Raw genomic sequence first — 17212 nt, 5'->3', positions numbered from 1 at the left:
AGCTCATCGCCCACCGCGACCGCACCACCGGTGCTGTCTCCGGTCAGCGCCTTCACCAGGCTCTGGCCCGGCGTCTGCGGCACCGGGGTGTCGATCGTGGTCGTGCAGCCCGCATTCGTGCTGCCCGCCGGGCAGGCCGGACTGCTCACCACCGCCGTGTTGCGGATGTTGCCCGCATCGGCGTCGGCCTGGGTCACCGTGTACGTACCCACCAGCTGGCAGGTCGCACCCGGCGCCACGCTGGCGCAGGTGATGCTGGACGGGGTGATCAGCGCATCGTTCACCACCACGCCGGTCAGCGTCGTGTTGCCCGTGTTGCTCAGCGTGATCGTGTAGGTCAGCTCATCGCCCACCGCGACCGCACCACCGGTGCTGTCTCCGGTCAGCGCCTTCACCAGGCTCTGGCCCGGCGTCTGCGTGATCGGCGTGCTCGTCGTGTCAGGCGGCGAGGTCACCGACGGACCCGTCGGCGGCGTGCCCGTCGCGGTCGCACTGTTGTTCACCACGCCGGCATTCACTTCCACCTGCGTGATCGTGTGCGTGCCCGTGCAGGTCGTGTCCCCACCCGGGGCCAGCGTCGTCACCGGACACACGGCCGCCGCGTCAAGCTGCGCGTCGTTCACGACGATGCCCGTGATCGTCACGTTGCCCGTGTTGGTCACCAGGAAGCTGTAGGCGATCGTGCTGCCCGCCGCGCTGCCCGTCGGCGCGCCAGCCGACTTGTCGATCGTCAGCGCGGGCGCTGCCGCTATGAGAACGGTCGCGACGGCACTGTCGCAGGTCGCGGGCGTCGTCGCGGGGCTGGTGCAGATCTGGTACGGATAGCTGTAGCTGCCGGCCGTGGTGTTCGCGGCCACGGTGATGGTGCCGTCGGCATTCATCGCGATGCTGCCGACCGAAGGCGTCGGTGCAGCGCCGGGCGTCAGCGTGACATTGGTACCGATGACCGCCGCCACCGTGTTGGTGGTGTCGTTGGCGATGACGCTGGCGGTCGTGCCACCCGTCGCCGTGACGCTGTAGCTGTCGTCCACCGCATCGATCGTCGGCCTGATCGTCGTGACTACCGGCGGCGTCGTGCAGCCGGTACCCACGCAGTCCGGGTCACCACCGCCGGTCGCCAGCGCAGTGTTCGACACGCTGGACGCCGCCAAGGCGGTCGGCGTCACATTGATCGTGAAACTCCTGGTGTTGCCCGGCGCCACGTTCGACAAGCCCGCCGGCACCTGACAGGTCACGTTCTGGCCGCTGATCGAGCAACCGGCTGCCGAATTGATCGTTAGCCCGGCCGGCACCGCATCGACGACCGTCGTGATCGCCGTCGTCGGCGCGGTGCCGTTGTTGGTCACCGTCACCACATAGTCGTAGGCAGTGCCCACGAATGCGGTCGCCGGACCGCTCTTGGCGATCGCCAGGTTAGGCGCCACCACATTCACCGTGACGCTTGCCTGGTTGTTGGACGTGTCCGTATCCACCACGCCGGCGGGGACCGTCACGCTGGCGGTGTTGACCACCTGGGTCTGCGCCAGCACCGGCACCGCGAACGCGCCGCTGAGAGCCCATGCTCCAAAGACAAGGAAGGAGCGGCTCTTATGGGCCAAACGACGGAAGTGAGTGGAGACGTACACGGTGGTCCCTTGCGCTGGATCGGGAGAACGGCCAGCCGGGACTGCCTCCCCCAAGGCTGTCTTGAAAGTCGCATTACCCTCGGGCGGCCCGATTGGCCGGCCTGAACGGGCATACGTCACACATCGCACTTCGCTTCCTGAAGCGGACATCTCTCACAAAGAAGTGAGATGTCTATTACACATTCACTTTATTTTAACGTCAACCGATTGACGTCAATAGGTAAGTGCGTGAACTTCATCACAGAACTGAAGCGGGACGGCGTCAGGAAATTGCCGGGGCCGACCGAAGGCCCGTTCCGAGGGATCAGCGGCAAGGGATCCCCAAGCCACGACGGCTACCCCGCCGGTCCGAATCCGGACGGGCAGGGGCCATGGCTGGGGGAAATCGCAGGGAAGGGTGCCGGCCCGGCCGGCAGGAGATCAGTCGCTCTGCAGCTCGGCGACGAAGTCGTAGGCATCGCCGCGGTAGTAAGACCGGGTGGATTCGACCACCCGGCCGTCCTCGAGGAACGCACGCCGCTCGACCAGCAGGCCGGGCGCGCCGACCGGCAGTTCCAGGTGCCGGGCGGCCTCTTCGTCCAGGGCCACGGCGCGCAGCCGTTGCAGCGCCCGGCGCGGACGATGACCGTAGGCGTCCAGCGCCTCATACAAGGACGTAGAGACGCTGTCCGGATCCGGTAGCAGGCTGTACGGCACCAACGTGCGCTCAATGGCGATCGGCGACCCGTCCACGTGCCGTAGGCGGTACATGCGCACCACGCCGCTGCCCGGCGACAGGTTGAGCGCCATCGATTCCTCCGGCGTCACTTCACCGACCGAACGCTCCAGGAACTTCACCTGCGGATTCAGCCCGCGCTCGCGCAGGTCGTCGGTGAAGCTGGTCAGGCGGGAGAACTGGCGCAGGATGCGTTCGGCCACAAAAGTGCCTGCGCCTTGCCGCTGCACCAGCAGACCACTTTCGATCAGGCCGGCCAGCGCCTTGCGGATGGTGACCCGCGACAGGTCCAGCAACTGGGCCAGATCGCGTTCGCTCGGCAGCGCCTGTCCAGGCCGCAGCACACCGGCATCCATCAGGTTCTGCAGCGCGCGGCGCAGGCGCAGGTAGGCCACGGCCCGGGTGGACTCACCGGTCTGCAGCCGCTGGTATTCCTCGAGCAGGTTCGTTTGCATGCGAATCAAGATACCAGTGAGGTACCAATGTGGCAACAACCCGCTGAAATCAGCGCACCTGTTGGCATCACCTGGTAGCGCGGTGGTATGGTTGCCACCTCACTCCGTCGCACCGAGACACCCGTGACCGCGAAGACCCTGCCTGTCGACACCTTCGATCTCGTCATCTTCGGCGGCACCGGCGACCTGGCGCTGCGCAAGCTGCTGCCGGGCCTGCTGCGGCGCTATGCCGATGGCCAGATCCCGGAAGACAGCCGCATCATCGGCGTGGCCCGCGACAAGCAGGGCGATGCCGAATACCAGGCCAAGGTCGGTGAAGCGCTGGCCCGCATCGCGGCCAGCGACGACACCCTGAAGGCCAAGCTGCCCGCCTTCCTGCAGAAGCTGGGCTATCTGGCGCTGGACGCCACCAAGGACGAGGGCTGGGACGAGTTCGCCAGCCGCCTGCAGACCACCGGCGACCGCATCCGCGTGTTCTACCTGTCCACCAGCCCCACCCTGTTCGTCGCCATCTGCGACCGCCTGCGCGCGCACGGGCTGAACACCGGCAACGCCCGCGTGGTGATCGAGAAGCCGATCGGCCATGACTCGGCCAGCGCCGCGGTCATCAACGACGCCGTCGGCAGCGCCTTCGCGGAGAACCAGATCTTCCGCATCGACCATTACCTGGGCAAAGAGACCGTCCAGAACCTGCTGGCCCTGCGCTTCGCCAACATCCTGTTCGAGCCGCTGTGGAACGCCAGCCGCATCGACCACGTGCAGATCACCGTCGCCGAGACCGTCGGCCTGGAGAAGCGCGCCGGCTACTACGACACGTCCGGCGCCCTGCGCGACATGGTGCAGAACCACCTGCTGCAGCTGCTGTGCATGGTGGCGATGGAGCCGCCGGCCGCGTTGCAGGCCGACGCCGTGCGCGACGAGAAGCTCAAGGTGCTGCGTTCGCTCAAGCCCATGCGTGGCGAAGACGTTGCCCACCTCTCCGTGCGCGGGCAGTACCGCGCCGGCGCCAGCAGCGGCGCCGCCGTGCCGGGCTATCTGGAAGAACTGGGCAAGCCCGATTCGCGCACCGAGACCTTCGTGGCGCTGAAGGCCGAAGTCGACAACTGGCGCTGGGCCGGGGTGCCGTTCTACCTCCGCACCGGCAAGCGCCTGTCCGAGCGCGTGTCCGAGATCGTCATCGCCTTCAAGCAGATCCCGCACTCCATCTTCGACGACAGCGCCGGCCCGGTGATGGGCAACAAGCTGGTGCTGCGCCTGCAGCCGGACGAAGGCGTCAAGCTGTGGCTGATGATCAAGGACCCGGGCCCGGGCGGCCTGCGCCTGCAGCACGTGCCGCTGGACATGAGCTTCGCCGAGGCTTTCGGCGTGCACCAGCCGGAAGCCTACGAGCGCCTGCTGATGGATGTGGTCCGCGGCAACCAGACCTTGTTCATGCGCCGCGACGAGGTCGAGGCCGCATGGGCCTGGATCGACCCGATCCTGGCCGCGTGGGAGACCCAGCGCGACGCGCCCAAGCCGTATACCGCCGGCTCGTGGGGCCCGAGCGCCGCCGTGGCCCTGGTCGAACGCGACGGCCGCACCTGGCACGAAGACACCGTCTGACGTGCCCGGCCCCGCACACCCGCGGGGCCTCTTCCGGCGTTCCCCGCCGGCCTGCCTTCCCCCGGGAAGCCACCCCTCCCGAGACCGCCATGCCCCCCACCGATCTCTCCCTGCAGATCCAGCTGCACCCGTTCCCCGACGGCGACGGCGACGCCGTCGCCTCCGCGCTGGCGCAGGCCGTGGCCGATGACCTGCGCTCGGCGCTGGCCCTGCGCGGCCGGGCCAGCGTGGCGCTGTCGGGCGGCACGACCCCGCGCCGCTTCCTGCAGGCGCTGTCGCAGCAATCGCTGGACTGGGCGAACGTCACCGTCACCCTGGTCGACGAACGCTGGGTGCCCGACGACCACGAACGCTCCAACGCCCGCCTGGTGAAGGAGCACCTGCTGCAGAACGCCGCCATCGACGCCCGCTTCGTTCCGCTCTACCGCCCCGCCGCCACGCCGGACGAGGCCCTGGCCGAGGTCGCGGCCGACCTGCCGGCGACACTGGACGTCGTAGTGCTGGGCATGGGCGGCGATGGACACACCGCCTCGTTCTTCCCGGGCGGCGACCGCCTGGCCGAGGCGATGGACCCCGCCACGACGGCCACCGTGCTGCCGATGCGCGCGCCCGGCGCCGGCGAGCCGCGCATCACCCTGACCCTGCCCGTGCTGCGCGATGCCGGCCGCCTGTACCTGCACATCGAAGGCGGCGAAAAGCGGCAGGTCCTCCAGCAGGCGCTGTCGGGCCAGGGCAACGGCGCGGGTTACCCCATCCGCAGCGTACTGCAGGCCTTGCGCGCGCCACTGCAGGTCTACCTGGCGCAGTAAGCGCTGCGCGCGGTGTTGAGGCAAAGACGGCCTCACTGCTTATAATGCGCCCTTGCCCGCGGCGTTCCGGCGCCCGGTCCCGCCCGGATCGCGCAGCGCGCTGTCCGTCGGCCCCCGTTTTCGTAGCCATGCGCGGCTCCTCGGCCGTGCTGCCAAAGGTGGAAAGTGCGTAACTACGACCTCGAATTCCTCAAGCATTTCTCGATGGTGATCGGCTTCCTGATGCTGGTCACCGCCGGCCTGATCGTCGGCGCGTACTTCCTGCACGACAGCCTGCCGCCGGAAGTGAATCCCAAGGTCGTGCAGATCACCGAGGCGCGCATCGCCCCGGCCGGCGCCGTCTACGCGGGCGAAACCGGCGCCGCCGCGCAAGCTGCCGCAGCGGCAGCGGCGGCTGCCGCCGCCGCATCCCAGGTCGCCTACGGCGGCACGCTGGACGGTGGCGAGATCTACAAGAACCTGTGCGGCGCCTGCCATACCAACGGCGTGGGCAAGGCACCGATGCTGACGGCCGCCGGCATGGGCGCGCGCGCCAGCAAGGGCGTGGAGACGCTGTACAAGCACGCCATCGAAGGCTTCACCGGCCCGGACGGCGGCATCATGCCCCCCAAGGGCGGCAACCCGGCCATCTCGGAAGAGCAGATCCACGCCACCGTCGACTGGATGCTGGCCAACAGCAAGTAAGGCGCACCGCGTTCCACGAAACGCCGCCTCCGGGCGGCGTTTTTGTTTGCGCGGAAAAGCTCCGGGACATTCCCTTCTCCCCGCAAGCGGGGAGAAGGTGCCCGCAGGGCGGATGAGGGGCGAACCAAGCCCCTGTGCCACGGTCCAACAGCATCTCTCCACACTCGACCTGTCGCGACGACACTCTTTACGCGGCGCCGTCGCCCCTCATCCGTGGACACGGGGAGAGGGAATCGCTGCATCCCGCCTCGCTCCGAGAACCTGCCTGTCGCCCAATCCGTTTACCCTTGCCGCCTCGCTTTCCCGGTCGCCTCCCGATGACGTCTCCCCGCTCGCTGCTTACCGTCGCCCTGCTCGCCACCCTCGCATTGCCCGCCTGCGCGGCCACGCCGAAGGAACGCGTCATCCCCATCGGCCAGGTACAGGGCGAAGGCACGCGCAGCGCACTGGACGGCCAGACCGTCACTGTCGAAGGGGTGGTCACCGGAGCCTTCATCGAGGGGCTGGGCGGCTTCTTCGTGCAGGACACCGGCGACGGCAACCCGAGGACCTCCGATGCCCTGTTCGTTGCGCTGGACGAAGGCGCGACGCCCCCGGCCGTCACGGCGGGCGACCGCGTCCGTGTGCGCGGCATCGTCGGTGAGCGCAAGGCCGGTGGCGACGGCACGCTGACCGCGCTGCACGCCCCGGTGATCCAGCCGCGCGGCAAGGGCAGCATCGGGGCGACCGTACTGACCGCGCAGCCCGACGACTGGACGCACTACGAAGGCATGCTGGTCCGCATCGATGCCCCGCTCACCCTCAGCGGCACCCACACGCTCGACCGCTTCGGCGAACTGATCGCCAGCTTCGGCGGCCGCCTGTGGCAATCCAGCGAACTCGCCACGCCCGGCAGCGCGGAAGCCAAGCGTCTCGCCGCCGACAACGCGCGCCGCACCCTGCTGCTGGACGACGGCAGCACGCAGCGCGATCCCGCCACCGTCTGGTACGTCAAGGAAGGCCTGCCGCTGCGCACCGGCACCGTGTTGACCGGCGTGGAAGGCATCGTCGAACAGCGCCTCAGCAGCTGGCGCCTGCAACTCACCGCCGCACCGACAATCGCGCCGCCGCAGCGCCCGGCCGCACCGCAGGTTGCCGGCAACGTGCGCGTGGCCGCGTTCAACCTGGAGAACCTGTTCAACGGAGACGGCAGGGGCGGCGGCTTCCCCACCGAGCGCGGCGCGAAGACGCCCGCGCAGTACACCGCGCAGGTCGCCAAGCTGGTCGCCACCATCCGCGGCCTCGATCCCGACATCGCCGCACTGATGGAACTGGAGAACGACGGCTACGGCGCCGATTCCAGCCTGGCGCAGCTGGTCGCCGCCCTGAATGCGAACGGCGGCACGTGGCGCTTCGTCGATGCGAAGCAGGGCCCGGGCCCGGACACCATCCGCGTCGGCATCATCTACCGCAGCGACAAGGTGAAGCCCACCGGCAAGCCCGCCACGCTGCAGGAAGGCCCGTTCGGCGAACGCAGCCGCAGCCCGTTGGCGCAGGCCTTCGTGCACGCCAACGGCGAGCCTTTCGTCGTGGTCGCCAACCACCTGAAGTCGAAAGGCTGCTCGGAAGCCACCGGCCTGGATGCCGACCAGAAGGACGGCGCGGGCTGCTGGAACGCGCTGCGACTGGATTCGTCCCGGCGCCTGGATGCGTGGCTGAAGACCGATCCCACGCGCAGCCGCAGCGACCGCATGGTGATACTGGGCGACTTCAATGCATACGCGATGGAAGACCCGGTGCGCTGGCTGCGCGATGACGCCGGCTGGATCGACGCGTTCAAGCAGGCCGGCGTCGAGCAGCCCTACAGCTACGTCTACAACGGCCTGACCGGCCGCCTCGACCACGCCCTGCTCAGTCCCTCCCTGGCGAAGCAGCTGCGCGGCGCGGCGGAGTGGCATATCAACGCCGACGAACAGGACGCGCAGGGCTACGCCGACGGCGACGCCAGCGTGCCTTTCCGCAGCTCCGACCACGACCCGCTGTTGCTGGGGTTTGATCTGTAGGCAAGACGGAAGTCCGCCAACTCACGTGTGGGAGCGACGCAAGTCGCGACGGCATCTTCGCGGTGGTTCGTCGCGACTTGCGTCGCTCCCACACTAACCGTCGACCTTCTCCAGCAGCGCCAGCAGCTTCTGCACCGTGCCCCCGTTGCGCGTTGTGGCCGCTTTGCCCGCCTTGCCCAGCAGTGCCTCCGCCGCCTTGCTCTCCAGGATGCCGCTGGCGCAGTGCAGGTAGGCGGCATGGGGGCCGACGTGGAAGCGTTCCGGTGGTGTCACCAGCGGTGCAATGGCGGAGATCGCCGACAACGCGCTGGCCTCCGGCACGAAGGCGATCAACAGACGCGAAGGATCGGTGGCCGATGCGGCGAACGGATTGTCTTTCGCGATCCGGGCGAAGTCGTTGGCCGATACCACGATGACCGGCACCTCGATGCCCAGCTGTGATGCGATGGCGTCCGAGATGTCGGAGGCCAGTTTCTTCGCTGTTCCTTTGCCGGCCTTGAAGACGACATTGCCGCTGTTGAGCAGCGTGGCGACACGGGTATAGCCGAGGCCTTCCAGCAACGCGCGCAGGTCCGCCATTGCGATGCGCTTGGCCTTGCCGACGTTGATGCCGCGGAGCAGGGCTACATGGACGGACATGCGGGGAGCCGGGTTATGAGGGAAGGAAGATGCGTACCGCTAGATCCACACGTCATTCTGCGCGGTGTACGCGCCCCCGGCGTCGCCCGTATTCACCACGCCACGGGGCTCGACCAGCATGATGCAGCATTCGACCGTCGCCACCGGCCGGTGCTCGACACCTTTCGGCACCACGTACATCTCGCCCGCCGCCAACGGGATCGCCTTGTCCCGGAACTCGAGCACCATCGCACCCTCCAGGACGATGAAGACCTCATCGGTGTCCTCGTGGCGGTGCCAGACGAACTCGCCCTGCACCTTGGCCAGCTTGAACTGGTAGTCGTTCATTTCGGCGATGACGCGGGGCGACCAATGCTCGGAGAATCGGGCGAGCTTGTCGCGGAAGTTGATGGCGGTGGCTGGCATAAGCACCTGGCGTTTGGCGTTGCCGACCCATGCGGGGGATCGGCTTGAATGGAAGATGCACGTCGTGTGGCATACCGCTATGCGAACAGAGTCTGCCGGGAGGAGCGGTCAGCTGTCCTCTCGGTGATCGTCGGCTTGGGCGCCAAGGAACCACAGCACGACGCCGACGATACCTGTTGCAATCGGCCAGGCCACCGGCAACCCGACGTGCCGGTGTAGCTGCGACAGGATCAATGATGCAGTGATGGCCAGTCCGCCGACGATGCTCAGTGCGCCTAGGGAGCTATTGCCCACCCGGTAGAACCGGCCATCGTCGCGATTTATCCAGGCCCGAAGCTTCGACAACTTTCCCATGAGCTCACTCCTGCGCGGACTCGACCGGCGCGAAGCGTCGCACGGTACGCCCTTCCTCCACCACCTCCTCGCAGAACATCGCGTACGGCCGCACCCACAACCCGCCTTCGCCATACAGCGCGCGATATACCACCACCGGCTCCAGCGTCTCGCTGTGCCGCGCCACCGCGACCACTTCGTAGTCGTTGCCCTTGTAGTGGCGGTAGAGGCCAGGGGCGAGTTCGGGAAGTGCGGGGAGTGTGGCCATGTCTGTCTGCGGATTCGTAGGATGGGGGGAGCCGTAGGCGATACCCATCGCCGTAGCTGATCGTTGGTCGCAATGACGGGTAGACCGGCTTAACCGTTGGACACCGCTCCGCTCATCCTACGTGCTATCCGTTGCGAGGGAGTTCAAGGACGATGAGCTCGCGCAAGCGCGCCGCCTCCGAAGGCCACGCAAGCCTCGCCAGGGGCTCTCGGGTCACTCGATCCCAGCGGCGAAACATCGGAACGTCCCGTAGCGCCCATGCGAGCAGTCGCGGCAGCATCGGGAAGTGCGTGCGCAACCTGGATACATCGATCCACCCTTCCGGGTACGGCTGGATGTCCACCGCGCTCAGCACGCCATCCGCCCACCACTGGATTTCCCAGTTGAACGCGTCGTAGTGCGTGTCGCACACGACCCGCAGCCCATGTTGCCGCGCGATGAGCGTAACGAGCTGATGGAGTTCCGGATCGCGCTGCATGGAGGTTCCAACGAAGGAGGGTTCGATCGAACTCATGGGTGGACCCGCAACCTGGCCGGGAGTCGCTTCACCCGGCATATCGTACGAGCTCAACCCTCGCTCATGATCACCGGCACGATGTCCGCGAGGATATGCGCGAACACCACCGGCCAGAGCCGGCCGGTGCGGATATAGAACACGGTCAGCACCAGCCCGAACGCGAGTATCGACACCGACCCCAGCGGACCCTGGTAGGTGTGGCACAACAGGCGCACGAGCAGCGAGAACCCCGCCGCGAACAGAACGCCATGCCCCTTGAGGCCACGCACCAGCACGCCGAGCAGGAATACCTCTTCGAACGTACCGTTGACCATCGCGAAGGCAACGGTGGAGGCGAGGGAGACGCCCTGGAACGAGAACGCTGTCAGCGGTGCCGAGCCGTCGTCGCCGACGAGGGGCAGCGTGACCACCCAGGCCAGCGCTTCCGCCACGATGTAGATGCCTGCGCCCTGCAACGCCCCGATCCATTGCGGGCGTGGATACAGCGGACGGAGATCGAAACGACGGGAACGCAGGTACAACAGCGCGCAGGCAGCCAGAGTCACCTCGATCAGGATGCCGTAAGCGTTGCTGGCATCGGAGAACACGGCCTTGGGATAGCCGTCCCTCACCGCTTCAAGCGACGCCACAATGAACAGGCCGAAGCAGATCGTGGAGACGATGAAGGCATCCATCAACGACAGAGCGGATGCCGCCGTTCGCGTTTGCGCCATGCTCGCGGGTTCCTTCCTTGGTAAATCGAATGTGTTCGGCGTCGGGGGACCGTCGACCCATCTATCGACTACGGTCCTTGCAAGCGATGCCTCCGTCAATACCCCGCCGCCTGCCCATCCTTGCGGCTTTCGCTGGCGCCGTAATACACGCCCGACTCCGGATCGCGCTTGATCGCCTGGTAGCCGCCGTACGGGCCCAGCGCCCATTCGACATGGTGGCCCTTGTCCATCAGCGCGCGCACGGTTTCGTAGGGGAAGCCGGATTCCAGCTGCACCACGCCGCCGTCGCTCATGACGGTGGCGCTGCCGACCGGTTCGGTGGATCCGTCGTGCTGCACGCGCGGTGCGTCGCCGGCTTCCTGCAGGGTCATGCCGAAGTCGACCAGGTTCATCACGATCTGCACGTGGCCCTGCGGCTGCATCGCGCCGCCCATCACGCCGAAGCTGACCCACGGCTTGCCATCTTTCGTGATGAAGGCCGGGATGATGGTCTGGAACGGGCGCTTGCCCGGCGCGTAGCAGTTGGGGTGCGGCGTGGCGCCTTCGCAATCCTTCAGCACGAACATCTCGCCGCGGTCCTGCAGGATGAAGCCCAGGCCGGTCGGCGTCATGCCGCTGCCCATGCCGCGGTAGTTGGACTGGATCAGCGAGACCATCATCCCGTCCTTGTCGGCGACGGTCATGTAGATAGTGTCGCCCTCTTCCAGTTCCTTCGGGGTGCCGGGCTGCACTTCACGCAGCACCTTGTCGGGCGAGATCAGCTTGGCGCGCTCGCGCGCGTACAGCTTGGAGATCATGCGGGCGACAGGCAACGGCTGGAACGCGGGATCGGCGTACCAGCGTGCGCGGTCGGCGAAGGCCAGCTTCTTCGCTTCCACCAGCAGGTGCACGTGCTCGGGGCTGCCGAAAGGGATCCTGCTGAAGTCGTAGCCCTCCAGCACGTTGAGCATCTGCAGCGCGGCGATGCCCTGCCCGTTCGGCGGCAGTTCCCACACGTCGTAGCCCCGGTAGTTGGTGCTGACCGGCGTGACCCACTCGCCGTGGTGCGCCGCCATGTCCTCGTACGAGAGGAAGCCGCCGTTCGCCTTGAAGTACGCATCGATGGTGCGCGCGATGTCACCCTTGTAGAACGCATCGCGGCCGCCGTCGGCGATCTTCTGCAAGGTGTCGGCCAGGTAAGGATTCTTCCATAGCTCGCCGGTGCGCGGCGCGCGACCGTCGACCGTGAACTGCTCCCTGAAGCCCGGGAACTTCGACAGCCGCGGCACCGAGCGTTCCCAGTAGTACGCGATCGTCTGGTGGACCGGATGGCCGTCGCGCGCATAGCGGATGGTCGGCGCCAGCACGTCGCGCATCGGCAGCTTGCCGAAGCGTTCGTGCAGGGCGAACCAGCCATCGACCGCGCCGGGCACGCTGACCGGCAACGGCCCGTGCGCGGGAATGTCGGTGATGCCCTGCTGCTTGAAATGGTCGAGCGTCAGCGACTTCGGCGAACGACCCGAGCCGTTGTAACCATGCAGCTTCTTGGTCTTCGGATCCCAGACGATGGCGAACAGGTCGCCGCCGATGCCGTTGCCGGTGGGTTCCATCAGACCGAGCGCCGCGTTGGCGGCGATGGCCGCGTCCATCGCGGTCCCGCCCTGCTTCATCACGTCGAGCGCGATCTGCGTGGCCAGCGGATGCGAGGTGGCCGCCATCGCGTGCGGCGCGATGACATCCGAACGGGTGGCGAAGGCACGACCGGTGATGCGGTCGGCGGCGGAAACGGGGATACCGGTGGCGGCAGTCAGCGCCGTCGCCAGGCACAGCGAAGCAAGGGTACGCATCATAGGCGGAGGATGGCGCACGACGCGCGCCTTCATCCGCCGATCTTACGCGTTACGGCCAGACCGGCGGATTGGCCTGCCAGGCGCCGAGCACTTCGGCCAGCGTGTCGCGGTCTTCCTGCCGCCAGCCGGGCAGCAGCGTCGCGTAGTTGCGCGCATCGGTCCACAGCAGCGGCTCGGTGCGCACGGCGGCGCCGTACCACTGCACGGCCTCGTCCTTGCGGCCCAGCTTCCAAAGTGCCAGAGCGAAAGTCGGTGGTACCCACGTCGCACCGCCCACCGCACCAACCAATGGCGTCCACCGCTGCAGGGCAGCCTGGTGGTCACCTTGACGATAGAGATCCCAGCCGTAATTCCAACTGATCGACCGCCACGTACTGCTGCCGTTCTGTGCACCGGACAAAGCCTGCTGATAGAGCTGGGCTCCCAGATCCGCGCGCCCTCCTGAATAGGCGACATGCGCCAGCTGTGCAGCGGCTTCGACGGTTTTGCGCCCGCGCTCCCGCGCCTTCATCAGTTGGTCGACCAGCGCATCGCCTTCCACGCCGGTGATGGCGACGACCGGCGCGGCCGCACGGTCTTCGTCGAAATAGAACTCTTTCGGTTTCGGCACCGTCTGTGCCTGCGCGGAAAAGACGGCCGATGCCAGCACGATGGCCAGCAGTGTGCACTTGCCTGCTTTCACTACGTTTCCCCCGGACTACAACAGCCCCCCGACGCATCCTAACCGCTGCAACGCACAACGAGGCAGTGATGCGCGTCACAGAAAAAGCCGCTGTTACAATGCGCGCCTTCACGCCCGAGGGGTTATCGGGCCTCGCCAGCCGCCTTGGGCCCGCCATGACCAGCACCGCCGAACTCACCTCGCCCTCGTCCGCCAACACGCCGCAGATCGGGGTGATCGACAGCGACTACACGCTGGAACACAAGTACACGCGCACCGACGGCCGCATCTACCTGAGCGGCGTGCAGGCACTGGTACGGCTGCCGCTGATGCAGCGGCTCCGCGACCAGGCCGCCGGCCTCAACACCGCCGGCTTCATCAGCGGCTACCGCGGCTCGCCGCTCGGCGGCTTCGACCTGGAGCTGTGGCGCGCGCGCAAGCATCTCGAGTCCGCCGGCGTGAAGTTCACCCCCGGCCTCAATGAGGACCTGGGCGCCACCATGGTGTGGGGCACGCAGCAGACCAACCTGTTCCCCGGCGCCACCGTCGATGGCGTCTATTCCATGTGGTACGGCAAGGGTCCCGGCGTGGACCGCTGCGGCGACGTGTTCAAGCACGGCAACGCCGCCGGCACGTCGAAGTTCGGCGGCGTGCTCGCGCTGGCCGCGGACGACCACAATTGCCGCAGCTCGACGCTGCCGCACGGGTCGGAGGACGAATTCGTCAGCGCGATGATGCCGGTATTGAACCCGGCCGGCGTGCAGGACATCCTCGACCTGGGCCTGGTGGGCTGGGCGATGAGTCGCTACACGGGCCGCTGGATCGGCTTCAAGACGATCGCGGAGACGGTGGAGTCGTCGGCCTCGGTGCAGGTGGATCCGTTCGCACGCGAGATCCTCCTGCCGGAAGATTTCGCCATGCCGGCCGGCGGCCTCAACATCCGCTGGCCGAATCCCCCCCTCGACCAGGAGATGCGCCTGCACAAGTACGCGGTCGCCGCGGCGCAGGCGTTCGCGCGGGCGAACAAGGTGGACCGGATCGTGCTGGATTCGCCGCGCGCGCGGCTGGGCATCGTCACCACCGGCAAGAGCTACCTGGACGTGCTGCAGGCGCTGGAATACCTGGGCCTGGACGAACAGGCCTGCGCCGACATCGGGATCCGCGTCTACAAGGTCGGCATGACCTGGCCGCTGGAACCGGTCGGCATCACCGAGTTCGCCAAGGGGCTGGAAGACATCGTCGTGGTGGAGGAGAAGCGCGCCTTCATCGAGCGGCAGATGAAGGAGTACTTCTACAACTGGCCGGCCAGCGCGGGCACGCGTCCGTCCATCGTCGGCAAGTACGACGAAGCCGGCGAGTGGATCCTGCCGTCCACCGGCGAGCTGACGCCGGCGACGATCGCCGGCGTGATCGGCCGCCGCATCCAGCGGTTCTTCACCACCGAATCCATCGAACAGCGCCTGCGCTGGATGGAAGAGAAGGAAGCCGAGATGGCGCTGCCGCGCGCCAACTTCCCGCGCGTGCCGCACTACTGCAGCGGTTGCCCGCACAACACCTCGACGGTTGTACCGGAAGGCTCGCGCGCGCTCGGCGGCATCGGCTGCCATTACATGGTCACGTGGATGGACCGCGATACCGACACCTTCACCCACATGGGCGGCGAAGGCGTGACGTGGTCGGGGCAGGCGCCGTTCACCGAAACGCAGCACGTGTTCCAGAACCTCGGCGACGGCACGTTCTTCCACTCCGGTTCGCTGGCGGTGCGCCAGTCGGTCGCCACCGGGGTGAACATCACCTACAAGATCCTCTACAACGACGCGGTGGCGATGACCGGCGGCCAGCCGGTGGACGGCACGCTGTCGGTGCCGCAGATCGCGCACATGATGCGGTCCGAGGGCGTCGACACGATCGTCGTGGTCAGCGACGACGTCCGCAAGTGGAGCAAGCGCGAGCTGTTCCCCTCCGGCGTGGAGTTCTTCGACCGCGCCGAACTGGACGACGTGCAGCGCCGCCTGCGTGACGTGAAGGGCGTCTCCATCCTGATCTACGACCAGGTCTGCGCCACCGAGAAGCGGCGCCGCCGCAAGCGCGGCAAGCTGCCGGACCCGGCCAAGCGCACGATGGTCAACACGCTGGTCTGCGAAGGTTGCGGCGACTGCGGCGTGAAGAGCTTCTGCGTGTCGGTACTGCCGAAGGAAACCGAGTTCGGCCGCAAGCGCGAGATCGACCAGTCGAACTGCAACAAGGACTTCCGCTGCGTCGACGGCTTCTGCCCGAGCTTCGTCACGGTGCATGGCGGCACGCCGCGCAAGGGCAAGAAAGCGAATGCGGCTGACCTGCTGGCTTCATTGCCGGCGCCGACATTCAAGTCCGACCTCGACCAGCCCTGGAACATCCTGATCACCGGCGTCGGCGGCACCGGCGTGGTGACCATCGGCGCGCTGCTCGGCATGGCCGGCCACCTGGAGGGCAAGGGCGCCAGCGTGCTCGACCAGACCGGCCTGGCGCAGAAGGGCGGCGCAGTGACCACGCACATCCGCATCGCGCGCACGCCGGAAGACATCCACGCCGTGCGCATCGCCGCCGGCGAAGCCGACCTGGTGCTGGGCTGCGACATGGTGGTGGTCAACGACTACTGGGTACTGTCCAAGGTGCGTGGCGAGCGCTCGCAGGTGGTGCTGAACACCTACGAGGCGATGCCGGGCACGTTCACCACGCATCCGGACATGCAGTTCCCGGCCACCGACATCGTCGCCGGCGTCAAGGTCGCCCTCGGCGGTCGTGATCCGATGCTGGTCGACGCCACGCAGATCGCGACCGCGCTGATCGGCGACGCGATCGGCAGCAACCTCTTCATGCTGGGCTACGCCTGGCAGCAGGGACTGGTGCCGATCTCGTTCGACGCGATCATGCGTGCGGTCGAACTCAATGGCGCCGCGATCGAGATGAACAAGACCGCGTTCGCCTGGGGCCGCCTCGCCGTGGTGAATCCGCAGGCGGTACAGGAAGCGGCCGGCCTGATCCACAACACGCAGACCGAGAGCGAGCGCACGCCGGGGACATTGCAGATCCTGCCGCCGGGCGAATGGGAAAGTACCGAGTGGGGCGCCAACGCCGCGCCACGCAATCCGGGCAATGAAAGCGAACTGCGCGGTCTCCCGGACAACGGGGCGGGCAGCGGCGACAACGTCGCCTTCCTGCCCCTGGACGACCTGCGCCTGTCGCGCTCGCTGGACGAACTGGTCGCACGCCGCTCGGCCTTCCTCACCGAGTACCAGGACGCCGCATACGCGCGTCGCTACACCGACCTGGTGACGAAGGTGCGCTCGGCCGAGAACATCAAGGCGCCCGGTTCGACCGCGCTGACCGAGGCGGTGGCCCGCTACTTCTTCAAGCTGATGGCGTACAAGGACGAGTACGAAGTCGCGCGCCTGTACACCAGCGGCGACTTCCAGCGCCGCCTGCAGCAGCAGTTCGACGGCGACTACGAGGTGCGTTTCCACCTCGCACCGCCGCTCTTCGCCAAGAAGGACGCGCATGGCCGCCTGATGAAGAAGGAATACGGGCCGTGGATGTTCAAGGCGTTCGGCCTGCTGGCGAAGCTGCGCTTCCTGCGCGGCGGCAGCTTCGACGTGTTCGGCTACACCGACGAGCGCAAGGGCGAGCGCCAGTTGATCGCCGATTACGGCAGGACCGTTGACGAACTGCTCGGCGCGCTGGATGCCGACCGGCTGGGCCTGGCAGTGGAAATCGCCAGCATCCCGGAACACATCCGCGGCTACGGCCACGTCAAGGAAAAGCACCTCCACGCGGCGAAGGCGCGCGAGGCGGAACTGCTCGGCCTATGGCGCAACCCCAAGTCGCTGCACATCGTGCAGGCGGCCTAAGCAGACGGAAAACCCCGCTCCGGCGGGG

Annotated in this window: 15 protein-coding genes; 5 read left to right on the top strand and 10 right to left on the bottom strand. The window is 67.3% G+C overall.

Annotated features, from left to right (window positions below):
- Both AC1Q5B_RS04900 and AC1Q5B_RS04895 read right to left on the bottom strand, forming a co-directional pair.
- Positions 1-1529 (bottom strand): DUF7507 domain-containing protein (locus AC1Q5B_RS04900; RefSeq protein ID WP_492630600.1); only part of this gene is annotated, 1529 nt, incomplete at its 3' end.
- A 516-nt stretch (positions 1530-2045) separates the two neighbouring features.
- Positions 2046-2795, bottom strand: coding sequence for a GntR family transcriptional regulator (locus AC1Q5B_RS04895; protein ID WP_492630599.1), 750 nt, complete (start codon positions 2793-2795; stop codon positions 2046-2048).
- A gap of 123 nt (positions 2796-2918) precedes the next feature.
- Here AC1Q5B_RS04895 and zwf point away from each other — a divergent pair, with 123 nt between their 5' ends.
- The 4 genes from zwf (at position 2919) to AC1Q5B_RS04875 (ending at position 7932) form a co-directional block, all read left to right on the top strand.
- Positions 2919-4397 carry a glucose-6-phosphate dehydrogenase gene (gene zwf / locus AC1Q5B_RS04890; protein WP_492630598.1) on the top strand — a complete coding sequence of 493 codons (1479 nt, stop codon included), beginning with the start codon at positions 2919-2921 and terminating at the stop codon, positions 4395-4397.
- Between the two features lie 89 nt (positions 4398-4486).
- Positions 4487-5206, top strand: a complete 720-nt coding sequence (gene pgl / locus AC1Q5B_RS04885; protein WP_492630597.1) for a 6-phosphogluconolactonase — start codon at positions 4487-4489, stop codon at positions 5204-5206.
- 165 nt (positions 5207-5371) lie between these two features.
- Entirely contained in the window at positions 5372-5890 is a 519-nt protein-coding gene (locus tag AC1Q5B_RS04880) for a c-type cytochrome (RefSeq protein WP_492630596.1), read from the top strand.
- 317 nt (positions 5891-6207) lie between these two features.
- Complete coding sequence (locus AC1Q5B_RS04875; protein ID WP_492630595.1) at positions 6208-7932, top strand: ExeM/NucH family extracellular endonuclease; 1725 nt, start codon at positions 6208-6210, stop codon at positions 7930-7932.
- A 93-nt stretch (positions 7933-8025) separates the two neighbouring features.
- Here the strand turns inward: AC1Q5B_RS04875 and AC1Q5B_RS04870 are convergent, their stop codons facing one another.
- From AC1Q5B_RS04870 to AC1Q5B_RS04835, 8 genes are all read right to left on the bottom strand, one after another.
- Entirely contained in the window at positions 8026-8571 is a 546-nt protein-coding gene (locus AC1Q5B_RS04870) for a DUF1697 domain-containing protein (RefSeq protein WP_492630594.1), read from the bottom strand.
- Between the two features lie 39 nt (positions 8572-8610).
- The gene (locus AC1Q5B_RS04865; protein WP_492630593.1) at positions 8611-8976 is read right to left on the bottom strand and encodes a cupin domain-containing protein; all 366 of its coding nucleotides are present in this window, start codon (positions 8974-8976) and stop codon (positions 8611-8613) included.
- A gap of 108 nt (positions 8977-9084) precedes the next feature.
- Positions 9085-9330, bottom strand: a complete 246-nt coding sequence (locus AC1Q5B_RS04860) for a hypothetical protein (RefSeq protein WP_492630592.1) — start codon at positions 9328-9330, stop codon at positions 9085-9087.
- 4 nt (positions 9331-9334) lie between these two features.
- Complete coding sequence (locus AC1Q5B_RS04855) at positions 9335-9577, bottom strand: DUF1653 domain-containing protein (RefSeq protein ID WP_492630591.1); 243 nt, start codon at positions 9575-9577, stop codon at positions 9335-9337.
- 124 nt (positions 9578-9701) lie between these two features.
- Positions 9702-10091: a hypothetical protein gene (locus tag AC1Q5B_RS04850; RefSeq protein WP_492630590.1), complete on the bottom strand. Its 390-nt coding sequence runs from the start codon at positions 10089-10091 to the stop codon at positions 9702-9704.
- Between the two features lie 53 nt (positions 10092-10144).
- Positions 10145-10807, bottom strand: a complete 663-nt coding sequence (locus AC1Q5B_RS04845) for a CPBP family intramembrane glutamic endopeptidase (protein WP_492630589.1) — start codon at positions 10805-10807, stop codon at positions 10145-10147.
- 95 nt (positions 10808-10902) lie between these two features.
- Complete coding sequence (gene ggt, locus AC1Q5B_RS04840; protein WP_492630588.1) at positions 10903-12636, bottom strand: gamma-glutamyltransferase; 1734 nt, start codon at positions 12634-12636, stop codon at positions 10903-10905.
- Between the two features lie 49 nt (positions 12637-12685).
- Positions 12686-13318, bottom strand: coding sequence for a tetratricopeptide repeat protein (locus AC1Q5B_RS04835; protein WP_492630587.1), 633 nt, complete (start codon positions 13316-13318; stop codon positions 12686-12688).
- Between the two features lie 155 nt (positions 13319-13473).
- Here AC1Q5B_RS04835 and AC1Q5B_RS04830 point away from each other — a divergent pair, with 155 nt between their 5' ends.
- Positions 13474-17184, top strand: a complete 3711-nt coding sequence (locus AC1Q5B_RS04830) for an indolepyruvate ferredoxin oxidoreductase family protein (RefSeq protein WP_492630586.1) — start codon at positions 13474-13476, stop codon at positions 17182-17184.
- Positions 17185-17212 lie beyond the last annotated feature (28 nt).

The organism is Pseudoxanthomonas sp. GW835-FHT14C01, from assembly GCF_058793715.1.
This window is presented reverse-complemented; position numbering and strand designations above follow the sequence as displayed.

Coding starts and splice junctions, on each gene's coding strand:
- AC1Q5B_RS04895 (WP_492630599.1), bottom strand. CDS start 2,795: ATGCAAACGAACCTGCTCGAGGAATACCAGCGGCTGCAGACCGGTGAG.
- AC1Q5B_RS04830 (WP_492630586.1), top strand. CDS start 13,474: ATGACCAGCACCGCCGAACTCACCTCGCCCTCGTCCGCCAACACGCCG.
- pgl (WP_492630597.1), top strand. CDS start 4,487: ATGCCCCCCACCGATCTCTCCCTGCAGATCCAGCTGCACCCGTTCCCC.
- AC1Q5B_RS04850 (WP_492630590.1), bottom strand. CDS start 10,091: ATGAGTTCGATCGAACCCTCCTTCGTTGGAACCTCCATGCAGCGCGAT.
- ggt (WP_492630588.1), bottom strand. CDS start 12,636: ATGATGCGTACCCTTGCTTCGCTGTGCCTGGCGACGGCGCTGACTGCC.
- AC1Q5B_RS04870 (WP_492630594.1), bottom strand. CDS start 8,571: ATGTCCGTCCATGTAGCCCTGCTCCGCGGCATCAACGTCGGCAAGGCC.
- AC1Q5B_RS04855 (WP_492630591.1), bottom strand. CDS start 9,577: ATGGCCACACTCCCCGCACTTCCCGAACTCGCCCCTGGCCTCTACCGC.
- AC1Q5B_RS04845 (WP_492630589.1), bottom strand. CDS start 10,807: ATGGCGCAAACGCGAACGGCGGCATCCGCTCTGTCGTTGATGGATGCC.
- AC1Q5B_RS04860 (WP_492630592.1), bottom strand. CDS start 9,330: ATGGGAAAGTTGTCGAAGCTTCGGGCCTGGATAAATCGCGACGATGGC.
- AC1Q5B_RS04865 (WP_492630593.1), bottom strand. CDS start 8,976: ATGCCAGCCACCGCCATCAACTTCCGCGACAAGCTCGCCCGATTCTCC.
- AC1Q5B_RS04875 (WP_492630595.1), top strand. CDS start 6,208: ATGACGTCTCCCCGCTCGCTGCTTACCGTCGCCCTGCTCGCCACCCTC.